We start from the raw sequence: 16,570 nt of genomic DNA, 5'->3' as shown, positions 1-16,570 counted from the left end.
GTTTCAGCCCAATCCTTTCAGCCACGCGCCGATCTCGCTCACGGCGACATTGGCCTCACGCAGCAATTTTCCCATCGTGATGAAGCCGTGGAACTGGCCGGGATAGTGCTTGGTAGCCACGGGCACGCCGGCCTGCTTCAGGCGGTGAGCATATTCGTCGCCTTCGTCGCGCAGGGGATCGGCACCGGCGGTGAGCACATAGGCCGGCGGCAGTCCGGCCAGGTTTGTCGCCCGTGCCGGCGAGGCGCGCCAGTCGTGGATATCGGCGGCGCCGTTGAGATAATGGTCGCGAAACCAGCGGATCACCGAATGCGTCAGCAGCACGCTGGTCTCGGGCTCGCGGTGAGAGCCATGCGTCATGGCGAAATCGGTCGCCGGGTAGATCAGCAACTGGGCCGCGATCGCGGGACCGTTGCCGTCGCGCGCGGCGAGCGCGACGACGGCGGCGAGATTGCCGCCAGCGCTGTCGCCGCCGATCGAAAGCCGGGAGGCGTCGATGCCGAGCTCGCGCGCGTTGGCGGCGACCCATTTGGTCGCGGCGATCGCGTCATCAATGGCGGCGGGAAATTTGTGCTCGGGCGCGAGGCGGTAATCCACCGAGATCACGATCAGCGCGCCGGCGTCGGCGAGCTGGCGGCAGACGACGTCATGGGAATCGAGATCGCCGATCACCCAGCCGCCGCCGTGGAAGAACACCAGCGCTGGCGACAAACCATCATGCCGCCGCGGCTCCTTCGGAACATAGAGACGCGCGGGAATGGCGCCGTGCGGTGCCGGGATCGATAGCGGCGTGACGCGCGCGAGGTCCGGTGGCTCGGGATTGGTCGCAAAGCGTGCCTGCGCGTAATAGGCCCGCGCTTCCGGGGCGGTCAGCGTCTCGTAGGCAGGCCGACCGGCCTCCTGGAAGGCCTTGTAGACGGCGGCGGCATCGGGATCGAGCACAACGGGCATGGGGGAGCGACCTTGCGGGTTTCTGATTGTTCGTTGGACGTCGTTTCCAGGGGCGATGCCCGCCTGACCCCTGAGAGGAGTGCTCGACTATCCCATCCGGGGGCCGATCTGGCCAGACCGGGCCGGGAAGGGCAGGGATGCCGCCCTTCCCCCGCCGTATTCGCCGTGTTAACCGGATGGCCTGCGAGCGGCGGTATCCCCTGTAGAATGTCCAGCAAGCCCGATTCGCTGTTGAAGCCGCGCGAGATGTTTCGAACATTTACTCTGACAGGTCTTGCGGCGCTTCTGGCCGCCACCGCACTGACGGCTGCGACGCCGGCGCAGGCGCAGATCGGTACGATCTTCTCCGATCCGCCGCCGCTGCGGCCGCCCGGCAACATTCCGCGTGGCCAGCCCCAGCCGCAGCAGCAGATACCCGACGACGACGAAGAGGTGCCGGAGCTGCCCGCGCAGGGCCGTGTGCTGCCGTCGCGTCCGATGGCGCCACCGCCGGGTCGGCAGGGCAATGTGATGCCGGGGCCGGTCGAGACCCAGCCTCTGGCGCCGCCGCCAGGGTCTAGCGCAGCTCCGCCAAACCAGCCGCCGTCCGTCGCGGTCGCTCCACCCAATCCGCAAGGCGCGCCGGGTCAGCGCCAGCCGCAGCAGAAGGGCGCGCCCGGAGGCGCAGTCCCGCAGACGCCGGCGAGCCTTCAGCCGGGCGACGAGGTCGTTACCGAGCCGCCGGCCCAGAAGATCGTGAACAAGAAGGCGACCTTCTCCGGTCTCGACAAGATCACCGGGCGCATCATCAATTTCGACGAGGAGATCGGCGAGACCGTGCAGTTCGGTGCGCTGCGCGTCAAAACCGACGCCTGCTACACGCGGCCGGCGACCGAGGCCGCCAACACCGACGCCTTCGTCGAGGTCGACGAGATCACCTTGCAAGGTGAGGTGAAGCGCATCTTCTCGGGCTGGATGTACGCGGCAAGTCCAGGCCTGCACGGCGTCGAGCACCCGATCTACGATATCTGGCTCACCGACTGCAAAGAGCCGCAGCAGACGATTGCGACCGCGGCACCGGATCCCGGCACCAAGCCGCCACCGCCGCCGCCCGCGCAGAAGAAAGCCGCGCCCAAGCAGGTGCAGCAGCGTCCGCCGCAGCCGCTGCCGCCGATCCAGCAGCAGCAGCCGGCACCGCCGCCACCACCTCCGCCGCCCGAGCAGCGCCCGGGTCTGTTCGGTATCCCCGGGTTCGGCCGCTAGGCCAAATCCCCGGGGGTTGGCTAATATCCCTTATTATTGCCCCGCGGCGATGATCTCGAGCGCGCGTGCGCCCGGGATTGCTTCGCCGGCGGAGAGCCTCAGGAAATCGCCGGGCTCGCCCGCGAGCGCCTTGTCGAGCAGCGCGGTGTAGCGCCGCCGCGAAATCTCGGCCGCGCCAAAACTCTTCAGGTGCTCGGTGACGTACTGGGCGTCGAGCAGCTCGAAGCCGCCATGGATGAGCCGCGCGACCAGATGCACCAGCGCGACCTTGGAGGCATCGCGCGCGGTGTGGAACATGCTCTCGCCGAAAAAGGCCCGGCCCAGGCTGACGCCGTAAAGCCCGCCGACAAGGTCCTCGCCCTGCCAGGCCTCGACGCTGTGGCAATGGCCGAGCTCGTACAGCCCGCCATAGAGGTCGCGGATGCGCTTGTTGATCCAGGTGTCCTCGCGCCCGGCCTGCGGCGCGGCGCAGCCGGCGATCGTGGCCTTGAAGGCGGTGTTGACGGTCACACGGAATGAATCCGAACGTACGGTGCGCGCGAGCCGCGAAGCCACGCGAAATCCGTCGAGCGGGATGACCCCGCGCAACTCCGGCTCGACCCAGAACAGGGTCGGATCATCGGCGCTTTCGGCCATCGGAAAGATGCCGCAGGCATAGGCGCGCAGCAGAACGGCCGGCGTGATTTCAGACGGGGCAGAGTCGCGCGAAGTCATGGCTCGCCATAATAGCAGGATCGCAATGCGGTTGCGATGGGCGGTGCAGATCAGTTCGCTGCGGCAGCAGCCGGCTTGCCGGCGGCAACTGGGACACGGCGGAACATCAACATGACGCGGGTTCCGGAATGGGTGGGATCGCGCTCGACCGAAGCATCGAGCTTCGTGGCCATGGCTGCGACGATGCGCTGGCCCATACCGGTGGAGCGCGGATCGGCCTTGACGTTGTCGCCGACACCATCGTCGCTGATCGACAGCAGGAGATCGTCGCCCTGCGAGGTCAGCTCGACATGGATCGGGCCGGCGCCGTCAGGGTAGGCGTATTTCACCGCATTCATCACCAGCTCGTTGACGATGATGCCGACGGCGACCGCACGGTCCGGATCGATCTCGATCGGTTCGGCCTTCAGCGTCAGGCGCGACATCCGGTTGCCCTCGGCCGAGCGGCGCAAATCCTCGAGCAGCGAGTCCAGATACTGGTTCAGGACCACGCTCTTCAGGTCCTGCGAGGTGTAGAGGCGGCGGTGCACCTGCGCGACCGCGGCGACGCGGCCCATCGCATTGGTCAACGCAGCCTTGACCTCGTCCTGCGCAGCGGAGCTGGCCTGCAGATGCAGCAGGGAGGCGATGATCTGGAGCGAGTTGCCGACGCGGTGGTTGACCTCGCGCAGCAGCATTTCGCGTTCGGCGGCAAGGGCCGCGTAGCGGTCGCGTGAGGCATGGATCTCGGCTTCGGCTTCCTCGCGCGCCTTCTGCATTTCGGCCTGGCGCAGCGCGCCCTCGGCCGCGACGTGAAGCAGGGGGATGAAATCGCCCTTGACGTCCTTGACGAGATAATCGGCCGCGCCCGCCTTCAGCGCCGTCACCGCAATGCTGGAATCCTGCGAAGCGGTGACGAAGACCACCGGCGGCGCGCCCGGGATCGCCATGATCTGCTCCAGCGTCTCCAATCCGTCGAGGCCGGGCATGTACTGGTCGAGCGCCACGACGTCGATGCCGCGGTCAATGCTGTCCTGCGCGCCCGCGCGGCGGATGAGCTCGAGGCCTTCCTCGCCGCTTGCGGCGTGAACGACCTTGTAGCCGCGCCGTGTCAGGCCGCGATCGACCAGACGCGCAAGCGCCCCGTCGTCGTCGATGTAGAGCAGTGTGGGCATGCGTTGGTTCATGGGGCGGCGGGCGGGACCTGGATGACCGAGAAGAACAAGCCGAGCTGCCGGATGGCATTGGCGAAATTCTCGTAGTTCACGGGCTTGGTGATGTAGACATTGCAGCCGAGCTCGTAGCAGCGCTTGATTTCCTGGGAATCGTCGGTGGTGGTCAGCACCACGACGGGCGAGGCCTTCAGATATTTGTTCTCCTTGATCTGCTTGAGAATGTCGATCCCGGTCATGTCGGGAAGGTTGAGATCGAGCAGGATCAGGAGCGCATTACCTTTCTGCACGAGCCCGCTGCCGTCGGGCCCGAACAGGTATTTCATCGCGTCCGTGCCGTTGGCAAAGGAGATGATCTCGTTGTTGACGCCGGATCTTCGGATGTTCCGCTCGATCAGCCGCGCGTGCCCTTCGTCGTCCTCGATCATGATGATGCTGACGGGTTGAGTCATTGATCCGCGTTCCGGTTGCTGGTGTTCCAGGTGATGGGCAGCGTGATGGTGAAGGTACTGCCCGTATTTAGTTCCGATGATACCGACATGGTGCCGCCGAGGCGACGCACAAGTGCACGCACATGCGCAAGACCGATGCCCTGACCGGGCTTGTCCTGGGTTCCGGCGCGGCGAAACAGGTCGAAGATCCGCTGGTGGTCCTTGGGGTCGATGCCGCGGCCGTTATCGCTGATCTCGAAGATAGCGTAGCCGAGCTTGGTGCGCCCGCGGATTCTGATCTCGCCGGGGACGCCGGGCTTGAGATATTTGATGGCGTTGTCGATCAGATTGGAGAAGATCTGCTCCAGCGCCAGGCGGTCGCTGACGAGATTGGGCAGGGGGGCGACTTGGATCTCCGCCTGCGCCTCGGCGGCCTGATGCGCCAGCGTCGATACGATCGCTTCGATCAGCTCGGCGGTGTCGATCTTTTCCGGCTGGAACTCGCGCCGGCCCTCGCGGGTGAGATTGAGGATCGCCGAGATCAGGCGGTCCATTTTGGCGATCGACGACTTGATGAAGCCCAGCGCTTCGGAAAAATCCGCTGAGAGCTGCTTGTCGGGACCTTCGAGCGCGATCTCGCCGTCCGGCAGCGGCGGCCCGTCGGCCGGGACGTGGGTAAGGCCGCCGATACGGCGGAAAATGTCGCCGCCGAGCTCTTCGAGTTCGCTGGTGAAGCCCATGATGTTGACGAGTGGCGAGCGCAGATCGTGGCTGACGATATAGGCAAAGCGCTGGATCTCGTTGTTGGCTTCGCGCAGATCGGCCGTGCGTTCGTCGACCACGGCTTCCAAGTTGACGTTGGCATCGCGCAGGCGCGCCTCGGCATCGTCACGGGCGCCGGCCGAGCGCCGCACCAGCCAGATCGATATCAGCGCCAGCAGCACGACGAGGCCGGAGCCGATGCCGGTCATCGACGCGGCGAGGGTCTGGCTGCGATCCGAATTGACCGTTCGGAGCCGGAACAGCCGCTCCTCCTCCTGAATCATCCCTGTCGCGACATTGGCGATCACGGCTGTTGCGTCCGTGGAGGCGATCTCGCGGACCAGCGCTGCGGCCTTCTCCGGCTCACCCCGCCGGATGAAATCCATCTCCTGCGCGAACTGCCCGAGCCGGGTCTCGATCGCCGCGCTCAGCTTCTCGATGCTTTGGCGTTGCGCCGGGTTGTCGCCGATCAGGCGCGTGAGCTTGTCGAGAGCGGGGATGACGGCCGCCACGGCCTTGTCATGCTCGACCTTGAAATCCGCCCCTTGTGTCAGAAGGTAGCCGCGGGCGGCGCTCTCGGCCCGCCGGATTTCCAGCAGGAGGGCGTTGATCTGGTTCTCCGCCTCGATGGTGTGAACCACCCATTTGCTGTCGTCTCTCGCCTTGTTGACGAGGTAGACGGAGCCGGCGCTGATCACGGTCAGCACCAGGAGTCCCGCTGCGAACAGCAGGATCTGCCAAAATGTACGCCGTCGCTGCGCGTCAGCGGTCACGACGGTCTCGCTGGATCAGGATTGCCGGACTTCAAAACGCCCCCTCGGAACTGTCCCCATCGTCCCAAACGCGATTGGGGCCAAAGGGTTCCATGCGGAGGGACGGCTACTTCGGGGCGGGTTCCGCCTTGCCGGCAAGATATTGTTCCAGCCAGTGGATGTGGTAGTCGCCGTTGATGATGTCGTCTTCGCGCACCAGAGCGCGGAACAGCGGCAGCGTGGTCTCGATCCCCTCGACCACCATCTCGTCCAGCGCCCGGCGCAGCCGCATCAGGCACTCGCCGCGGGTCTTGCCGTGCACGATCAGCTTGCCGACCAGCGAGTCGTAATAAGGCGGGATCGTGTAGCCCTGATAGACGGCGGAATCGATCCGCACACCGAGCCCGCCGGGCGGGTGATATTGCGTGATGCGACCGGGCGAAGGACGAAAGGTCTGCGGATTCTCGGCGTTGATGCGGCACTCGATCGCGTGGCCGATGACCTGGACCTCTTCCTGCCTCGCCGGCAGGTCGCCGCCGGCGGCGATGCGGATCTGCTCCAGCACGAGGTCGATGTCGGTGATGCTCTCGGTGACGGGATGCTCGACCTGGATGCGCGTGTTCATCTCGATGAAGTAGAACTCGCCGTCCTCGAACAGGAATTCGATGGTGCCGACGCCGAGATATTTCATCTCGCGCATCGCCTTGGCGCAGGTCTCGCCGATCTTGGCGCGTGCAGCCGCGGTCAGCACGGGCGAGGGGCCTTCCTCCCAAACCTTCTGGTGGCGTCGCTGCAGCGAGCAGTCGCGTTCGCCGAGATGAATCGCGCCGCCGCGGCCGTCGCCGAGGATCTGGATCTCGATGTGACGCGGCTTCTGCAGATATTTCTCGAGGTAGACGGAGGCATCGCCGAAAGCGGATTTGGCCTCGTTGGCAGCCGTCGACAGCGCGACCTGAAGATCGGCCTCGCTCTCGGCCACCTTCATGCCGCGGCCGCCGCCGCCCGCCGCGGCCTTGACCAGCACGGGGAAGCCGATCTTCCTGGCGATCGCCATCGCGTCGTCGTTGGGGCCGACCCCTCCGTCGGAGCCGGGCACCACGGGAATGCCGAGCTTCTTGGCCGTCCTCTTGGCCTCGATCTTGTCGCCCATCAGGCGGATGTGCTCGGCCTTCGGGCCGATGAAATGCAGATTATGCTCGGCGAGGATTTCGGCGAAGCGCGCGTTCTCCGACAGGAAGCCGTAGCCGGGATGCACGGCATCGGCGCCGGTGATCTCGCAGGCCGCGAGCAGCGCGGGCACGTTGAGATAGCTGTCCTTGGACGCCGGCGGCCCGATGCACACGCTCTCGTCCGACAGGCGCACATGCATGGCATCGGCGTCGGCGGTGGAGTGCACGGCGACGGTCGCGATCCCGAGCTCCTTGCAGGCCCTGAGGATGCGAAGGGCGATCTCGCCGCGATTGGCTATGAGGATCTTGTCGAACATGGTGTCCTTGTTGGACTGACGCGCGGAAAGCGGCGAGGGCGATGAGACCGCCCTCGAACGTCACTCAATGATCACGAGCGGCTCGCCGTACTCGACCGGCTGGCCGTCCTCGATCACGATCTGCGTCACCGTGCCGGCGCGCGGCGAGGGGATCTGGTTCATGGTCTTCATGGCTTCGATGATCAGCAGCGTCTGGCCGACCGAGACCTTGCTGCCAACCTCGATGAACGGCTTGGCGCCAGGCTCCGGCGCCCAATAGGCGGTGCCGACCATCGGCGAGGTCACGGCGCCGGGATGCTTCGACAGGTCGGCAGCGGCAGGCGCGGCGGCAGCTGCAGCCACCGGGAGCGCGGCGGGGGCAGCCGCCATCTGCATCGGCATGGTCGCGGCGACGCTGATGTTGCGGGCGACGCGCAGGCGCAGGCCGGCACGCTCGATCTCGATTTCGGTGAGGCTGGTCTCATCGAGCAGCAAGGCGAGCTCGCGGACGAGGGCGGAATCCTCGCTGGAAAACTTTGCGGCTGCTTTGTCGTCTGGCTGGCGCGCCATGTTGTTTGATCCGAATGTTCTGTGTGAAGGGGGAGCGTCAGGCTTTGGGCTTGATGCCGAGCTTGGCGGCAAGGCCCTGGATGGCGAGGCGGTAGCCCTCGATGCCGAAACCGCAGAGCGAGGCGAAGGCCGCGCGCGCGGTGTAGGAGTGATGTCGGAAATTCTCGCGGGCGTGGATGTTGGTGACGTGCACCTCGACCGTCGGGATCTGCACCGCCAGCAGCGCGTCGTGCAGCGCGATCGATGTGTGCGAATAGCCGCCGGCATTGATGATGATGCCCTTCATCTTGCGGGCATGTGCCTCGTGGATGAAGTCGATCAGCTCGCCCTCGCGGTTGGACTGCCGGCAGTCCGCCTTGAGGCCGAACGTCGTTGCCGTCTCCCGGCACAGCGCCTCGACGTCGGCCAGCGACACATGCCCGTACTTCTCGGGCTCGCGTGTCCCCAACATGTTGAGGTTCGGCCCGTTCAGGACAAGGATCGTGTCGGTTGCTGGTTCGGCCATTCCAATCCCGCAAGAGGTGCTTCGGCGTGGCGGGGGTTATAGGTAACAAAGCGCGTGAGGGGAAGCCTTGAAGGACCTCCGAGCTGGCTTCAGATGCCTCATCCGGGGTGCAAAAACCTGTGCGCAAGCTACGGAAATTGCTTGTTAACCAGTCCGAAGCATGGCTGCCGCAGTGCCAGAGGGGTCGGGTCTCCCAAGAGACCGAAAGCCCCTGCCGATCTCTCGGCAGGGGCTCGTGCGGGACGGGTCGGTCAGCGGACCGGCTTACCCCTCGATGACGTACACGATCTCGCGCGTCTGCGGGCGAACGATCACGTACTGGCCGTGCACGAAGATCACCTCGTAGCCGCGCCACTCCGGATAGATCTCGACGATCCGCGGCGGGAGCGGGTGGAAATGAACGCTGGCAGGGATCGTCGTGCCGACCGAGATGTTGAAGTTGACGTTGGTCGTTTCCTCGATCTTGGTCGACTTGATCGCGGATGTGATCTCGGTCCGCTTCTCGGGCGGCGGTGCAGAAGCGGTCGCGGAGGCCGTGCCGGTCGTGGTCTGAGACTTGGTATCGGCAGCCTTGTTGTCCGCACCCTTGGTCTGACTGTCTGCGCCCTTGGTCTGGGCGTTCATATTGCCGCTCTTGGTGTCAGTCTCCGTGCTCTTGGACTTGTCCGTCTGGGACTTGTCCATCGTGCTCTTCGACTTGTCCTGCGCTGCCTTGTCCTGCGCTGACTTGTCATGCATGGACTTGTCCTGCGCGGACTTATCCTGCGCGCCTTGGGCGTGCTCACCCTTCGCGGCGCCGGCCTTCTCGTCGGCCGCGTTCTTGTTCATCGCGCCGGACTTATCCATCCCGCCCGACGACTTCTCCTCGGCTGCACCGCCGGGCTTCATGGCGCCGCCAGTCTGGCCGACGGTGCCCTTCTCCTGAGCGGATTCACGGCCCATCGAGCCGCCGCGCTCGGCGGCGCCGGAAGGCTGCGAGTGCTGGGTCGGCTGCGCGCCAGCGCCGCCACCGCTGTCGCGGTTCATGGTGCCCTGTGCGTTTGCCAGACCGGTGCCGGCGACGAGCGCGAGCGCGGCGACCGAGATCATAAAGCGGTTAGACATTGAATTCTCCTCACGTGTTTCTCTGCGTCATTGCCCGCGCCGACAACGAAAGGAGGTATCAGGAGTTCCGGAACATTGGCGGTTCCGCGGCATTTGTTTGTTGAACGCCAGATGAACGCGCGCGCCAGATTTCGGCGCAATGAAAAGGCCGGCTTTTCAGCCGGCCTTTTGCGTTGGTGAGTTGTAGAGCAGATCGCTGATCAGCAAGTCGCCTTGTCAGCAGGTCGCTTTGCCGCAGCGGGCCACAGCGATCTTTTCCTTCAGGCTATCGACACCGACGGCGCCGACAACGATCTGCTTGCCGATCACGTAGCTGGGCGTGCCGTTCATGCCCATCGCTTCGGCGAGCTTGAAGTTCTCCTCGATGGTGCTGCGCACCTCGGCGCTGCCGATATCCTTCTCGATCTTCGCGACGTCGAGACCGGCTTCCTTGGCCGCCTGAAGCGCGCGCGCCTTGTCGGCCGCGCCACGGCCGCCGAGCAGCTTCTGATGGAAATCGAGATATTTCTTGCCGGAGGGATCCTGCATGCGCACCGCGACTGCGACCTGGGCTGCTTCCACCGAACCCTGGCTCAGCACCGGAAACTCCTTCAGCACAACCTTCAGCTTCGGATCAGCCTTCATGAGGGTGAGCATGTCGTCCATCGCGCGCTTGCAGTAGCCGCAATTGTAGTCGAAGAACTCGACGAAGGTGACGTCGCCGTCCTTGTTGCCGAGCACGACCTGGCGTGGCGAGTTGAAGATCGCATCGGAATTCTGCGCGACGCTGGCCTCGTGTTTCTGCGTCTCGGCCGCGGCCTGGCGCTTGGTGAGCTCGGCCATCGCTTCCTCGAGCACCTCGGGATGGGTGACGAGATAGTTCTTGATGATCACCTCGATGTCCGTGCGCTGGGCATCGGAGAAGCTGTCGGCCGACGCGGGCGCGGCTGCGCCGAACATGGCGAGCGCAAACAGCGCGGGAGCAAGCAGGCGCAGCGAAGGCATAGGCAAATCCTCTTATCCAAAGCAGGTTTCGGAAAACGTCCCGGCGGACTTAAGTTCGGTGTCGTGACGTCGTTTCGTAAGGCGTCGTGGCGTAAGGCGTCGTCCTGTAAGGTCGTCTTGGTCTTGTCAGTTGCGCGGCGGTTTCGATGCCACGATGTCGTCGGCCTTGACCCATCCGGGCGTGCCGACGGCGAAACGGGTTTTCGCGCGCGTCGCAAGCTCGCGGGCGGTCTTGTTGTCGCCGCGCAGATAAGCGGCCTGCGCCGACGCCAGATCGGCCTCGGCATAGTCGCCCTTCCGGCCATAGGCCATCGCGAGCTGCATGTAGCCGAGAATGGCCTCCGGTTCCCGTGCGACCGCGGCCCGGAGAATCCGAACGGCGTCATCGGTGTAGGCCTTATTATCGGACCCAACCAGAGCCTGCCCAAGTAACATCTCGATGAGGGGCGCGTTGTTCGAAAGTGCGACAGCCTTGCGCAGGGCAGGGATCGCCTCGGCCGGCTTGCCGCCCTCCAGCAGGGCCTGGCCGCGCACCTCGTAAAAATACGCATTGTTGGGCTGGACCTGGATCAGCGCGTCGATCTGGGTGAGCGCGCTGCGCAAATCCCCGTGCAGATAGGTGCTGATGGCGCGGGCGTAGCGCGCCGGCATGCTGTCATTGGTCAGGGGATAGCGGCGATACACCGTCTCCGGCCGCTCCATGAAGGCGGAGATCTTGGCGCGCACCATGTCGTGGCGGAGCTGGAGCGCTGGATCGTCCTTCTTGTCCCAATAAGGGCTGGAGCTGGCGAACTCTTGCAAGGAAGCGACGCGCTCGGCCGGCATCGGGTGCGACTGGAGATAGGGATCGGCGCCTCGTGCGGCGAACAGGCTCTCGCTGGTGAAGCGCTTGAACGTCTCGTACATGCCCTTCGGCGACTGCTGGGTCGCAGTCAGGAATTTCACGCCGGCGCGATCGGCGTTCTCCTCCTGCTGGCGCTGGTAGGACAGCAGCGTCCGGCGGATCATCTCCTGGGGGCCGGCGAGGGCGGCGGCTCCTGCATTGGCAAGGCCATTGTTGCCGGCGCTGCCACTGCCGCGGGTGCTGCCTACGGCCATCGCGCCGGCGCCGAGCAGCATGGCGATGATCATCTGGGTCTGGGCGTTGGCGAGTTGCTCGCGCAGCTTGGATAGATGGCCGCCGGCCAGATGCCCGGTCTCGTGCGCGAGCACGCCGATGATCTGGTTCGGCGTCTCCGACTGGAGGATCGCACCGTAATTGACGAAGATGCGGCGGCCATCGGCGACGAACGCGTTGAACGAGCCCTCGTTGACGATCACCATCTGGATGTTCTGCTTTTCCAGACCGGCGGCGCGCAGGATCGGGCGCGTGTATTCGCGCAGCAGCTGCTCGGTCTCGGTGTCGCGCAGGACCGGCGGTCCCTTGGCCTGCGCATGCGCGGCCGAGAACGGCGTCAGCGCGATCGCAGCCGCCGCGACGAGGGAGGTGAGGGCGGTGGCCGTCTTGCGCAATGCGATCTGGAACAACATCAAGCGGTCTGGGTCAAACGGTCTTGTCAGCAGGCTTGTCAGGCATTCCTGGTCAAGCAGTTCAGTGATTGGTTTTGGCGATTGGCGGCGGACCGGATACGCGATATGCCCCTTTGAGCCGTACCCCTTATGAGCCGTACAATGCGGCCAGTCTGGGGCGCAAGCACCCCGTTTTTCCCGGGTCGGACGGATCGGCCCCGCCAGCGAATAGCAGAAATCGATGCACGATGCGACATTGAGGAACCGATTGGGAGAGTGGCTTGCGCCCTCCCGCCGCAGCGATGTTCCCCCGTTCATGGTGATGGACGTGATGGCCGCGGCGGCCCGGATCGAGGCGGCCGGAGGCCATGTGATCCACATGGAGGTTGGCCAGCCCGCCGCCGGCGCGCCGACGACCGCGATTGCGGCCGCCCATGTGGCGCTCGAGGCGGGGCGGATTGATTATACCTCCGCACTCGGCATCCCCTCCTTGCGCGCGCGCATCGCGCGGCATTATCGCGATGCCTATGGCTGTGACGTCAGCCCCGAGCGGATCGTGGTGACCACCGGCTCCTCCGGCGGGTTCGTTCTGGCATTCCTCGCGATGTTCGAGCCGGGCGACCGCGTTGCCGTAACGGTGCCGGGTTATCCGCCGTACCGTCATATCCTCACCGCGCTCGGTTGCGAGCCGGTGCTGATCGAGACCACGAACGAGACGCGCCATGCGTTGACCGGCGAGGCGCTGCTGGCCGCCCATCGCAAGGCGCCGCTGAAGGGCGTGCTGGTCGGCAGCCCCGCCAATCCAACCGGGACCATGATGTCCCGCGAGGCGCTCGCCAGCCTGATCGCGGCGGCGGAAGACGCGGGCATCCGTTTCATCTCGGACGAGATCTATCACGGGCTCGATTACGCGTTTCCCGCGGTGACGGCTGCGGCGCTGTCGGACCACGCGCTCGTGATCAACTCGTTCTCGAAGTATTTTTGCATGACGGGCTGGCGCGTCGGCTGGATGGTCGTGCCCGAGATTCTGGTGCGGCCGATCGAGCGGCTGCAGCAGAACCTGTCGATCTCGGTGCCATCGCTGTCGCAGATCGCAGCCGAAGCGGCCTTCGACGGCGCGGCCGAGATGGAGGAGATCAAGCACGGCTATCAGGAAAACCGGCGCATCCTGATCGAGGGATTGCCCAAGGCCGGCCTGACCAGGTTTCTGCCGGCCGACGGTGCATTCTATCTTTATGCGGACGTCTCGGATTTCACCTCCGACAGTTTCGAGTTCGCCAAGCAGATGCTCGAACAGGCCCATGTCGCGGTCACGCCGGGGCTCGACTTCGATCCCATCCATGGTCGTTCATTCATAAGGCTCTCTTACGCGCGTTCGGCTGCGGAGATGCGGGAAGCAGTTGACCGGATCGCCCACTGGCTTAAATAGCCGCCAGTTTTCGACAGCCTTCTGGAGTGCAACTTGTCTAACCGTTCCGTCCCGTCTACCGCCACGCATTCTCCTCTCGCCGCATTGATGTGGCCGATCCGGCCGGGTGAAACCGTCGGCGCCTTGCGCGCCGTCGTGCTGATTGCGCTTGGCACCGCCTTGATGGCGCTGTCAGCCAAGGTGAACCTGCCACTGCCTTACGTGCCCATGACATTGCAGACGCTGGTCGTGTTGATGATCGGCGCCGCCTATGGCTGGCGGCTTGGCAGCGCAACCATGATCGCCTACCTCGCCGAGGGCGCAATGGGCCTGCCGGTGTTCGCCGGTCCCGTTGGTGGAATCGCACCGTTGGTCGGCCCGACCGCGGGCTATCTGTTCGGCTTCATTGGCGCCGCGTTCGTCACCGGCTGGCTCGCCGAGCGCGGCTGGGATCGCAGCGTAATGCTGCTGTTTGCGGCCATGGCCGTCGGCCACATCCTCATTCTGGCCGCGGGCTTTGGCTGGCTGGCCTTCGGTCTCGGCGCCGCAAAGGCGTGGCAGGTCGGCCTGATGCCGTTCGTTGCGGCATTGCTGGTCAAGAACGCGCTGGGCGCGACTTGATGCCGGCGATACGCCGGGTGGTCGACCGCGGGTAAAGCGCGCAATATCGAGCAGTTCCGATTGACAGGGCCGGCCAAGTTGATCTTGGCTGGCCTGGCGTTTTGAGGGGGAGTGAAACAATGACGACGACAACGATGGTGGGGGCGCCGGTCGCGCCGCCCGCCGCCAAGCCGTGGTACAAGGTACTTTATATCCAGGTGCTGATCGCGATCGTGCTTGGCGCCATCGTCGGCTGGCTCTGGCCGTCAGTCGCTACCAATGAGTGGATCAAGGCACTCGGCGACGGCTTCATCAAGCTGATCAAGATGGTGATCGCGCCGATCATCTTCTGCACCGTTGTCTCGGGCATTGCCCATATCCAGGACGCCAAGAAGGTCGGCCGCATCGGCGTCAAGGCGCTGGTCTATTTCGAGATCGTCTCGACCTTCGCACTGGTGATCGGACTTATCATCGGCAATCTGGTGAAGCCGGGTGCGGGCTTCGGCGGCGCCGCCGCCAATGCGCAGGCCGTCGCCAACTACGCCAAGCAGGCCGAAGGCCAGAAGTCGGTCGACTTCGTGCTGCACATCATTCCGGACACCGTTGTCGGCGCCTTCGCGCAAGGCGAGATCCTGCAGGTGCTGCTGTTCTCGGTGCTGTTCGGCTTCGCCATCATGGGGCTCGGAGAACGCGGCCACACCATCCGCAGCTTCATCGACGACGCCGCGCATGCGGTGTTCGGCGTCATCTCCATCGTGATGCGCGCAGCCCCGATCGGCGCCTTCGGCGCGATGGCCTACACCATCGGCAAGTTCGGCACCGGGGCGATCCTCAACCTCGTCGGCCTGATCGCGACGTTCTACGTGACCGCGGCGCTGTTCGTATTCGTCGTGCTCGGAACCATCGCACGCTTCGCCGGCTTCTCCATCTTCAAGTTCCTCGCCTACATCAAGGACGAGCTGCTGATCGTGCTCGGCACCTCGTCCTCGGAAAGCGCGTTGCCGTCCTTGATGGAAAAGCTCGAGCGCCTCGGCTGCTCCAAGTCGGTGGTCGGCCTCGTGGTGCCCACGGGCTATTCGTTCAATCTTGACGGCACCAACATCTACATGACGCTGGCGACCCTGTTCATCGCGCAGGCGCTGGGCTTCGATCTCACCTTCGGCCAGCAGCTCACCATCCTGGTGGTGGCGATGCTGACCTCGAAGGGTGCCTCCGGCATCACGGGCGCGGGCTTCATCACGCTGGCGGCGACGCTCGCCGTGGTCGATCCGCGCCTCGTGCCGGGCATGGCGATCGTGCTCGGCATCGACAAGTTCATGAGCGAGTGTCGCGCGCTGACCAATCTGTGCGGCAACGGCGTTGCCTGCGTGGTCGTCGCCTGGTGGGAGGGCGAACTCGATCGCGACAAGCTCAACGCCAACCTCGCCAGGCAGATCGATCCGACTGACATGGAAACGGCGGTCACGACGGACTGATCTGCATTTGGCGGTGCCGAGCGCCGTCAGATCTTGAAGTAATAGGGCTGGTCGAGATCCTCGATCAGCCCTTTTTCTTTGGGCGACCAGCCGAGAGCAGCACGCGTCTTCGCGCTCGAGGTCGGAACGTCGGCGGCCGCGAACTGTGCGAACCAGCCGAAATGCGCGGCCGCTTCCTCGGGCGATTGGGACACCACGGGCACGCCGAGCCGCCGGCCGATCACCTCCGCAATCGCCTTGAACGGCACGCCTTCCTCGGCGATCGCATGAAAGTGCTTCGCGGTTGCGCCTTGCTCCAGCGCCAGCCGGTAGACGCGCGCGGCATCGAAGCGGTGCGCGGCGGGCCAGCGGTTGCCGCCATCGCCAACATAGGCCGATATGCCTTTCTGGCGCGCGAGGTTGATCAGGATCGGGACGAAGCCGTGGTCGCCCTCGCCGTGCGTGGACGGCGGAAGACGCACAACGGCGGCGCGGACGCCGGCCAGCGACAGCGCGGTCGATTCCGACACGCGTGGAAAGCGGTGCGATGATTCATCGTCCTCGGTGGCGAGGCGTCCGGGCGCAAGCAGCGCGACGCCGGAGGTGACGATGAGAGGGCGACCGGAGCCCTTGAGCTCCTCGCCGATCGCCTGGATCGCGCGGCGGTCGAGTTCGCAATTGTCCAGAAACTTCGAGAAGTCGTGGTTGAAGCCGAGGTGCAGGACGCCGTCCGTTGCGGCGGCACCGCTACGCAAGGACGCGTGATCCTCCAGCGACCCGCGATGGACCTCGGCACCCATCGCGGCGAGCGCCGCGGCTCCCGCGTCGGAGCGGGCGAGGCCCGTGACCCGGTGGCCGGCGGCGATCAGGTCGCGGACGACGGCGGAGCCGACGAAGCCGGTGGCGCCAGTGACGAAAACACGCATGAGCATTCTCCAGGGATCAAGCAAGGATTGGTGGAGACGACG

At 65.2% G+C, this 16,570-nt stretch carries 15 protein-coding genes and 1 pseudogene; 4 read left to right on the top strand and 12 right to left on the bottom strand.

Translation table 11 applies throughout. The features are described 5' to 3' along the window. Window positions 1-3: 3 nt before the first annotated feature. Window positions 4-951 carry an alpha/beta hydrolase gene (locus IVB40_RS19615; RefSeq protein WP_247816043.1) on the bottom strand — a complete coding sequence of 316 codons (948 nt, stop codon included), beginning with the start codon at window positions 949-951 and terminating at the stop codon, window positions 4-6. Between the two features lie 207 nt (window positions 952-1,158). On the opposite strand from IVB40_RS19615, the gene IVB40_RS19610 reads away from it, so the two are divergent. Continuing rightward, entirely contained in the window at window positions 1,159-2,193 is a 1,035-nt protein-coding gene (locus IVB40_RS19610; protein ID WP_247816042.1) for a DUF2155 domain-containing protein, read from the top strand. A gap of 33 nt (window positions 2,194-2,226) precedes the next feature. Here IVB40_RS19610 and aat read toward each other — a convergent pair whose 3' ends face one another. The 10 genes from aat to IVB40_RS19560 all read right to left on the bottom strand — a co-directional run bounded on the left by aat (window position 2,227) and on the right by IVB40_RS19560 (window position 12,161). Next, the gene (gene aat / locus IVB40_RS19605; RefSeq protein WP_247816040.1) at window positions 2,227-2,907 is read right to left on the bottom strand and encodes a leucyl/phenylalanyl-tRNA--protein transferase; all 681 of its coding nucleotides are present in this window, start codon (window positions 2,905-2,907) and stop codon (window positions 2,227-2,229) included. Between the two features lie 50 nt (window positions 2,908-2,957). Further along, window positions 2,958-4,073 carry a histidine kinase dimerization/phosphoacceptor domain -containing protein gene (locus IVB40_RS19600; protein ID WP_027569824.1) on the bottom strand — a complete coding sequence of 372 codons (1,116 nt, stop codon included), beginning with the start codon at window positions 4,071-4,073 and terminating at the stop codon, window positions 2,958-2,960. Further along, the gene (locus IVB40_RS19595; protein ID WP_027569825.1) at window positions 4,070-4,510 is read right to left on the bottom strand and encodes a response regulator; all 441 of its coding nucleotides are present in this window, start codon (window positions 4,508-4,510) and stop codon (window positions 4,070-4,072) included. Before IVB40_RS19595 ends, IVB40_RS19600 begins: the two co-directional genes overlap by 4 nt. Beyond that, entirely contained in the window at window positions 4,507-6,024 is a 1,518-nt protein-coding gene (locus IVB40_RS19590; RefSeq protein ID WP_027569826.1) for an ATP-binding protein, read from the bottom strand. Before IVB40_RS19590 ends, IVB40_RS19595 begins: the two co-directional genes overlap by 4 nt. A 106-nt stretch (window positions 6,025-6,130) precedes the next feature. Continuing rightward, complete coding sequence (gene accC / locus IVB40_RS19585) at window positions 6,131-7,489, bottom strand: acetyl-CoA carboxylase biotin carboxylase subunit (RefSeq protein WP_007609734.1); 1,359 nt, start codon at window positions 7,487-7,489, stop codon at window positions 6,131-6,133. 60 nt (window positions 7,490-7,549) lie between these two features. Then, complete coding sequence (gene accB / locus IVB40_RS19580; protein WP_247361265.1) at window positions 7,550-8,038, bottom strand: acetyl-CoA carboxylase biotin carboxyl carrier protein; 489 nt, start codon at window positions 8,036-8,038, stop codon at window positions 7,550-7,552. Between the two features lie 37 nt (window positions 8,039-8,075). Then, window positions 8,076-8,543 (bottom strand): type II 3-dehydroquinate dehydratase, encoded by a 468-nt coding sequence (gene aroQ, locus IVB40_RS19575; protein ID WP_247816035.1) that lies wholly within the window; start codon window positions 8,541-8,543, stop codon window positions 8,076-8,078. Between the two features lie 264 nt (window positions 8,544-8,807). Then, window positions 8,808-9,647: a DUF1236 domain-containing protein gene (locus IVB40_RS19570; RefSeq protein ID WP_027569829.1), complete on the bottom strand. Its 840-nt coding sequence runs from the start codon at window positions 9,645-9,647 to the stop codon at window positions 8,808-8,810. A 216-nt stretch (window positions 9,648-9,863) separates the two neighbouring features. After that, a complete protein-coding gene (locus tag IVB40_RS19565; RefSeq protein WP_027517690.1) occupies window positions 9,864-10,631 on the bottom strand; it encodes a DsbA family protein in 768 nt (255 codons plus the stop codon). A 126-nt stretch (window positions 10,632-10,757) separates the two neighbouring features. Then, window positions 10,758-12,161, bottom strand: coding sequence for a M48 family metalloprotease (locus IVB40_RS19560; protein WP_027517691.1), 1,404 nt, complete (start codon window positions 12,159-12,161; stop codon window positions 10,758-10,760). Window positions 12,162-12,381: 220 nt separating this feature from the next. On the opposite strand from IVB40_RS19560, the gene IVB40_RS19555 reads away from it, so the two are divergent. The 3 genes and pseudogenes from IVB40_RS19555 to IVB40_RS19545 all read left to right on the top strand — a co-directional run bounded on the left by IVB40_RS19555 (window position 12,382) and on the right by IVB40_RS19545 (window position 15,623). Next, window positions 12,382-13,569, top strand: a complete 1,188-nt coding sequence (locus IVB40_RS19555; RefSeq protein ID WP_247816033.1) for an aminotransferase class I/II-fold pyridoxal phosphate-dependent enzyme — start codon at window positions 12,382-12,384, stop codon at window positions 13,567-13,569. Window positions 13,570-13,656: 87 nt separating this feature from the next. Next, window positions 13,657-14,204 (top strand): annotated as a pseudogene (locus IVB40_RS19550) (biotin transporter BioY). A gap of 84 nt (window positions 14,205-14,288) precedes the next feature. Continuing rightward, window positions 14,289-15,623 carry a dicarboxylate/amino acid:cation symporter gene (locus IVB40_RS19545; protein WP_027569833.1) on the top strand — a complete coding sequence of 445 codons (1,335 nt, stop codon included), beginning with the start codon at window positions 14,289-14,291 and terminating at the stop codon, window positions 15,621-15,623. Window positions 15,624-15,649: 26 nt separating this feature from the next. On the opposite strand, the gene IVB40_RS19540 is transcribed toward IVB40_RS19545, so the two are convergent. Beyond that, window positions 15,650-16,528, bottom strand: a complete 879-nt coding sequence (locus tag IVB40_RS19540) for an SDR family oxidoreductase (RefSeq protein ID WP_247816032.1) — start codon at window positions 16,526-16,528, stop codon at window positions 15,650-15,652. Between the last annotated feature and the right edge of the window lie 42 nt (window positions 16,529-16,570).

Origin of the sequence: Bradyrhizobium sp. 40 (assembly GCF_023100925.1) — a bacterium.
GTDB lineage: Bacteria > Pseudomonadota > Alphaproteobacteria > Rhizobiales > Xanthobacteraceae > Bradyrhizobium.
This window is presented reverse-complemented; position numbering and strand designations above follow the sequence as displayed.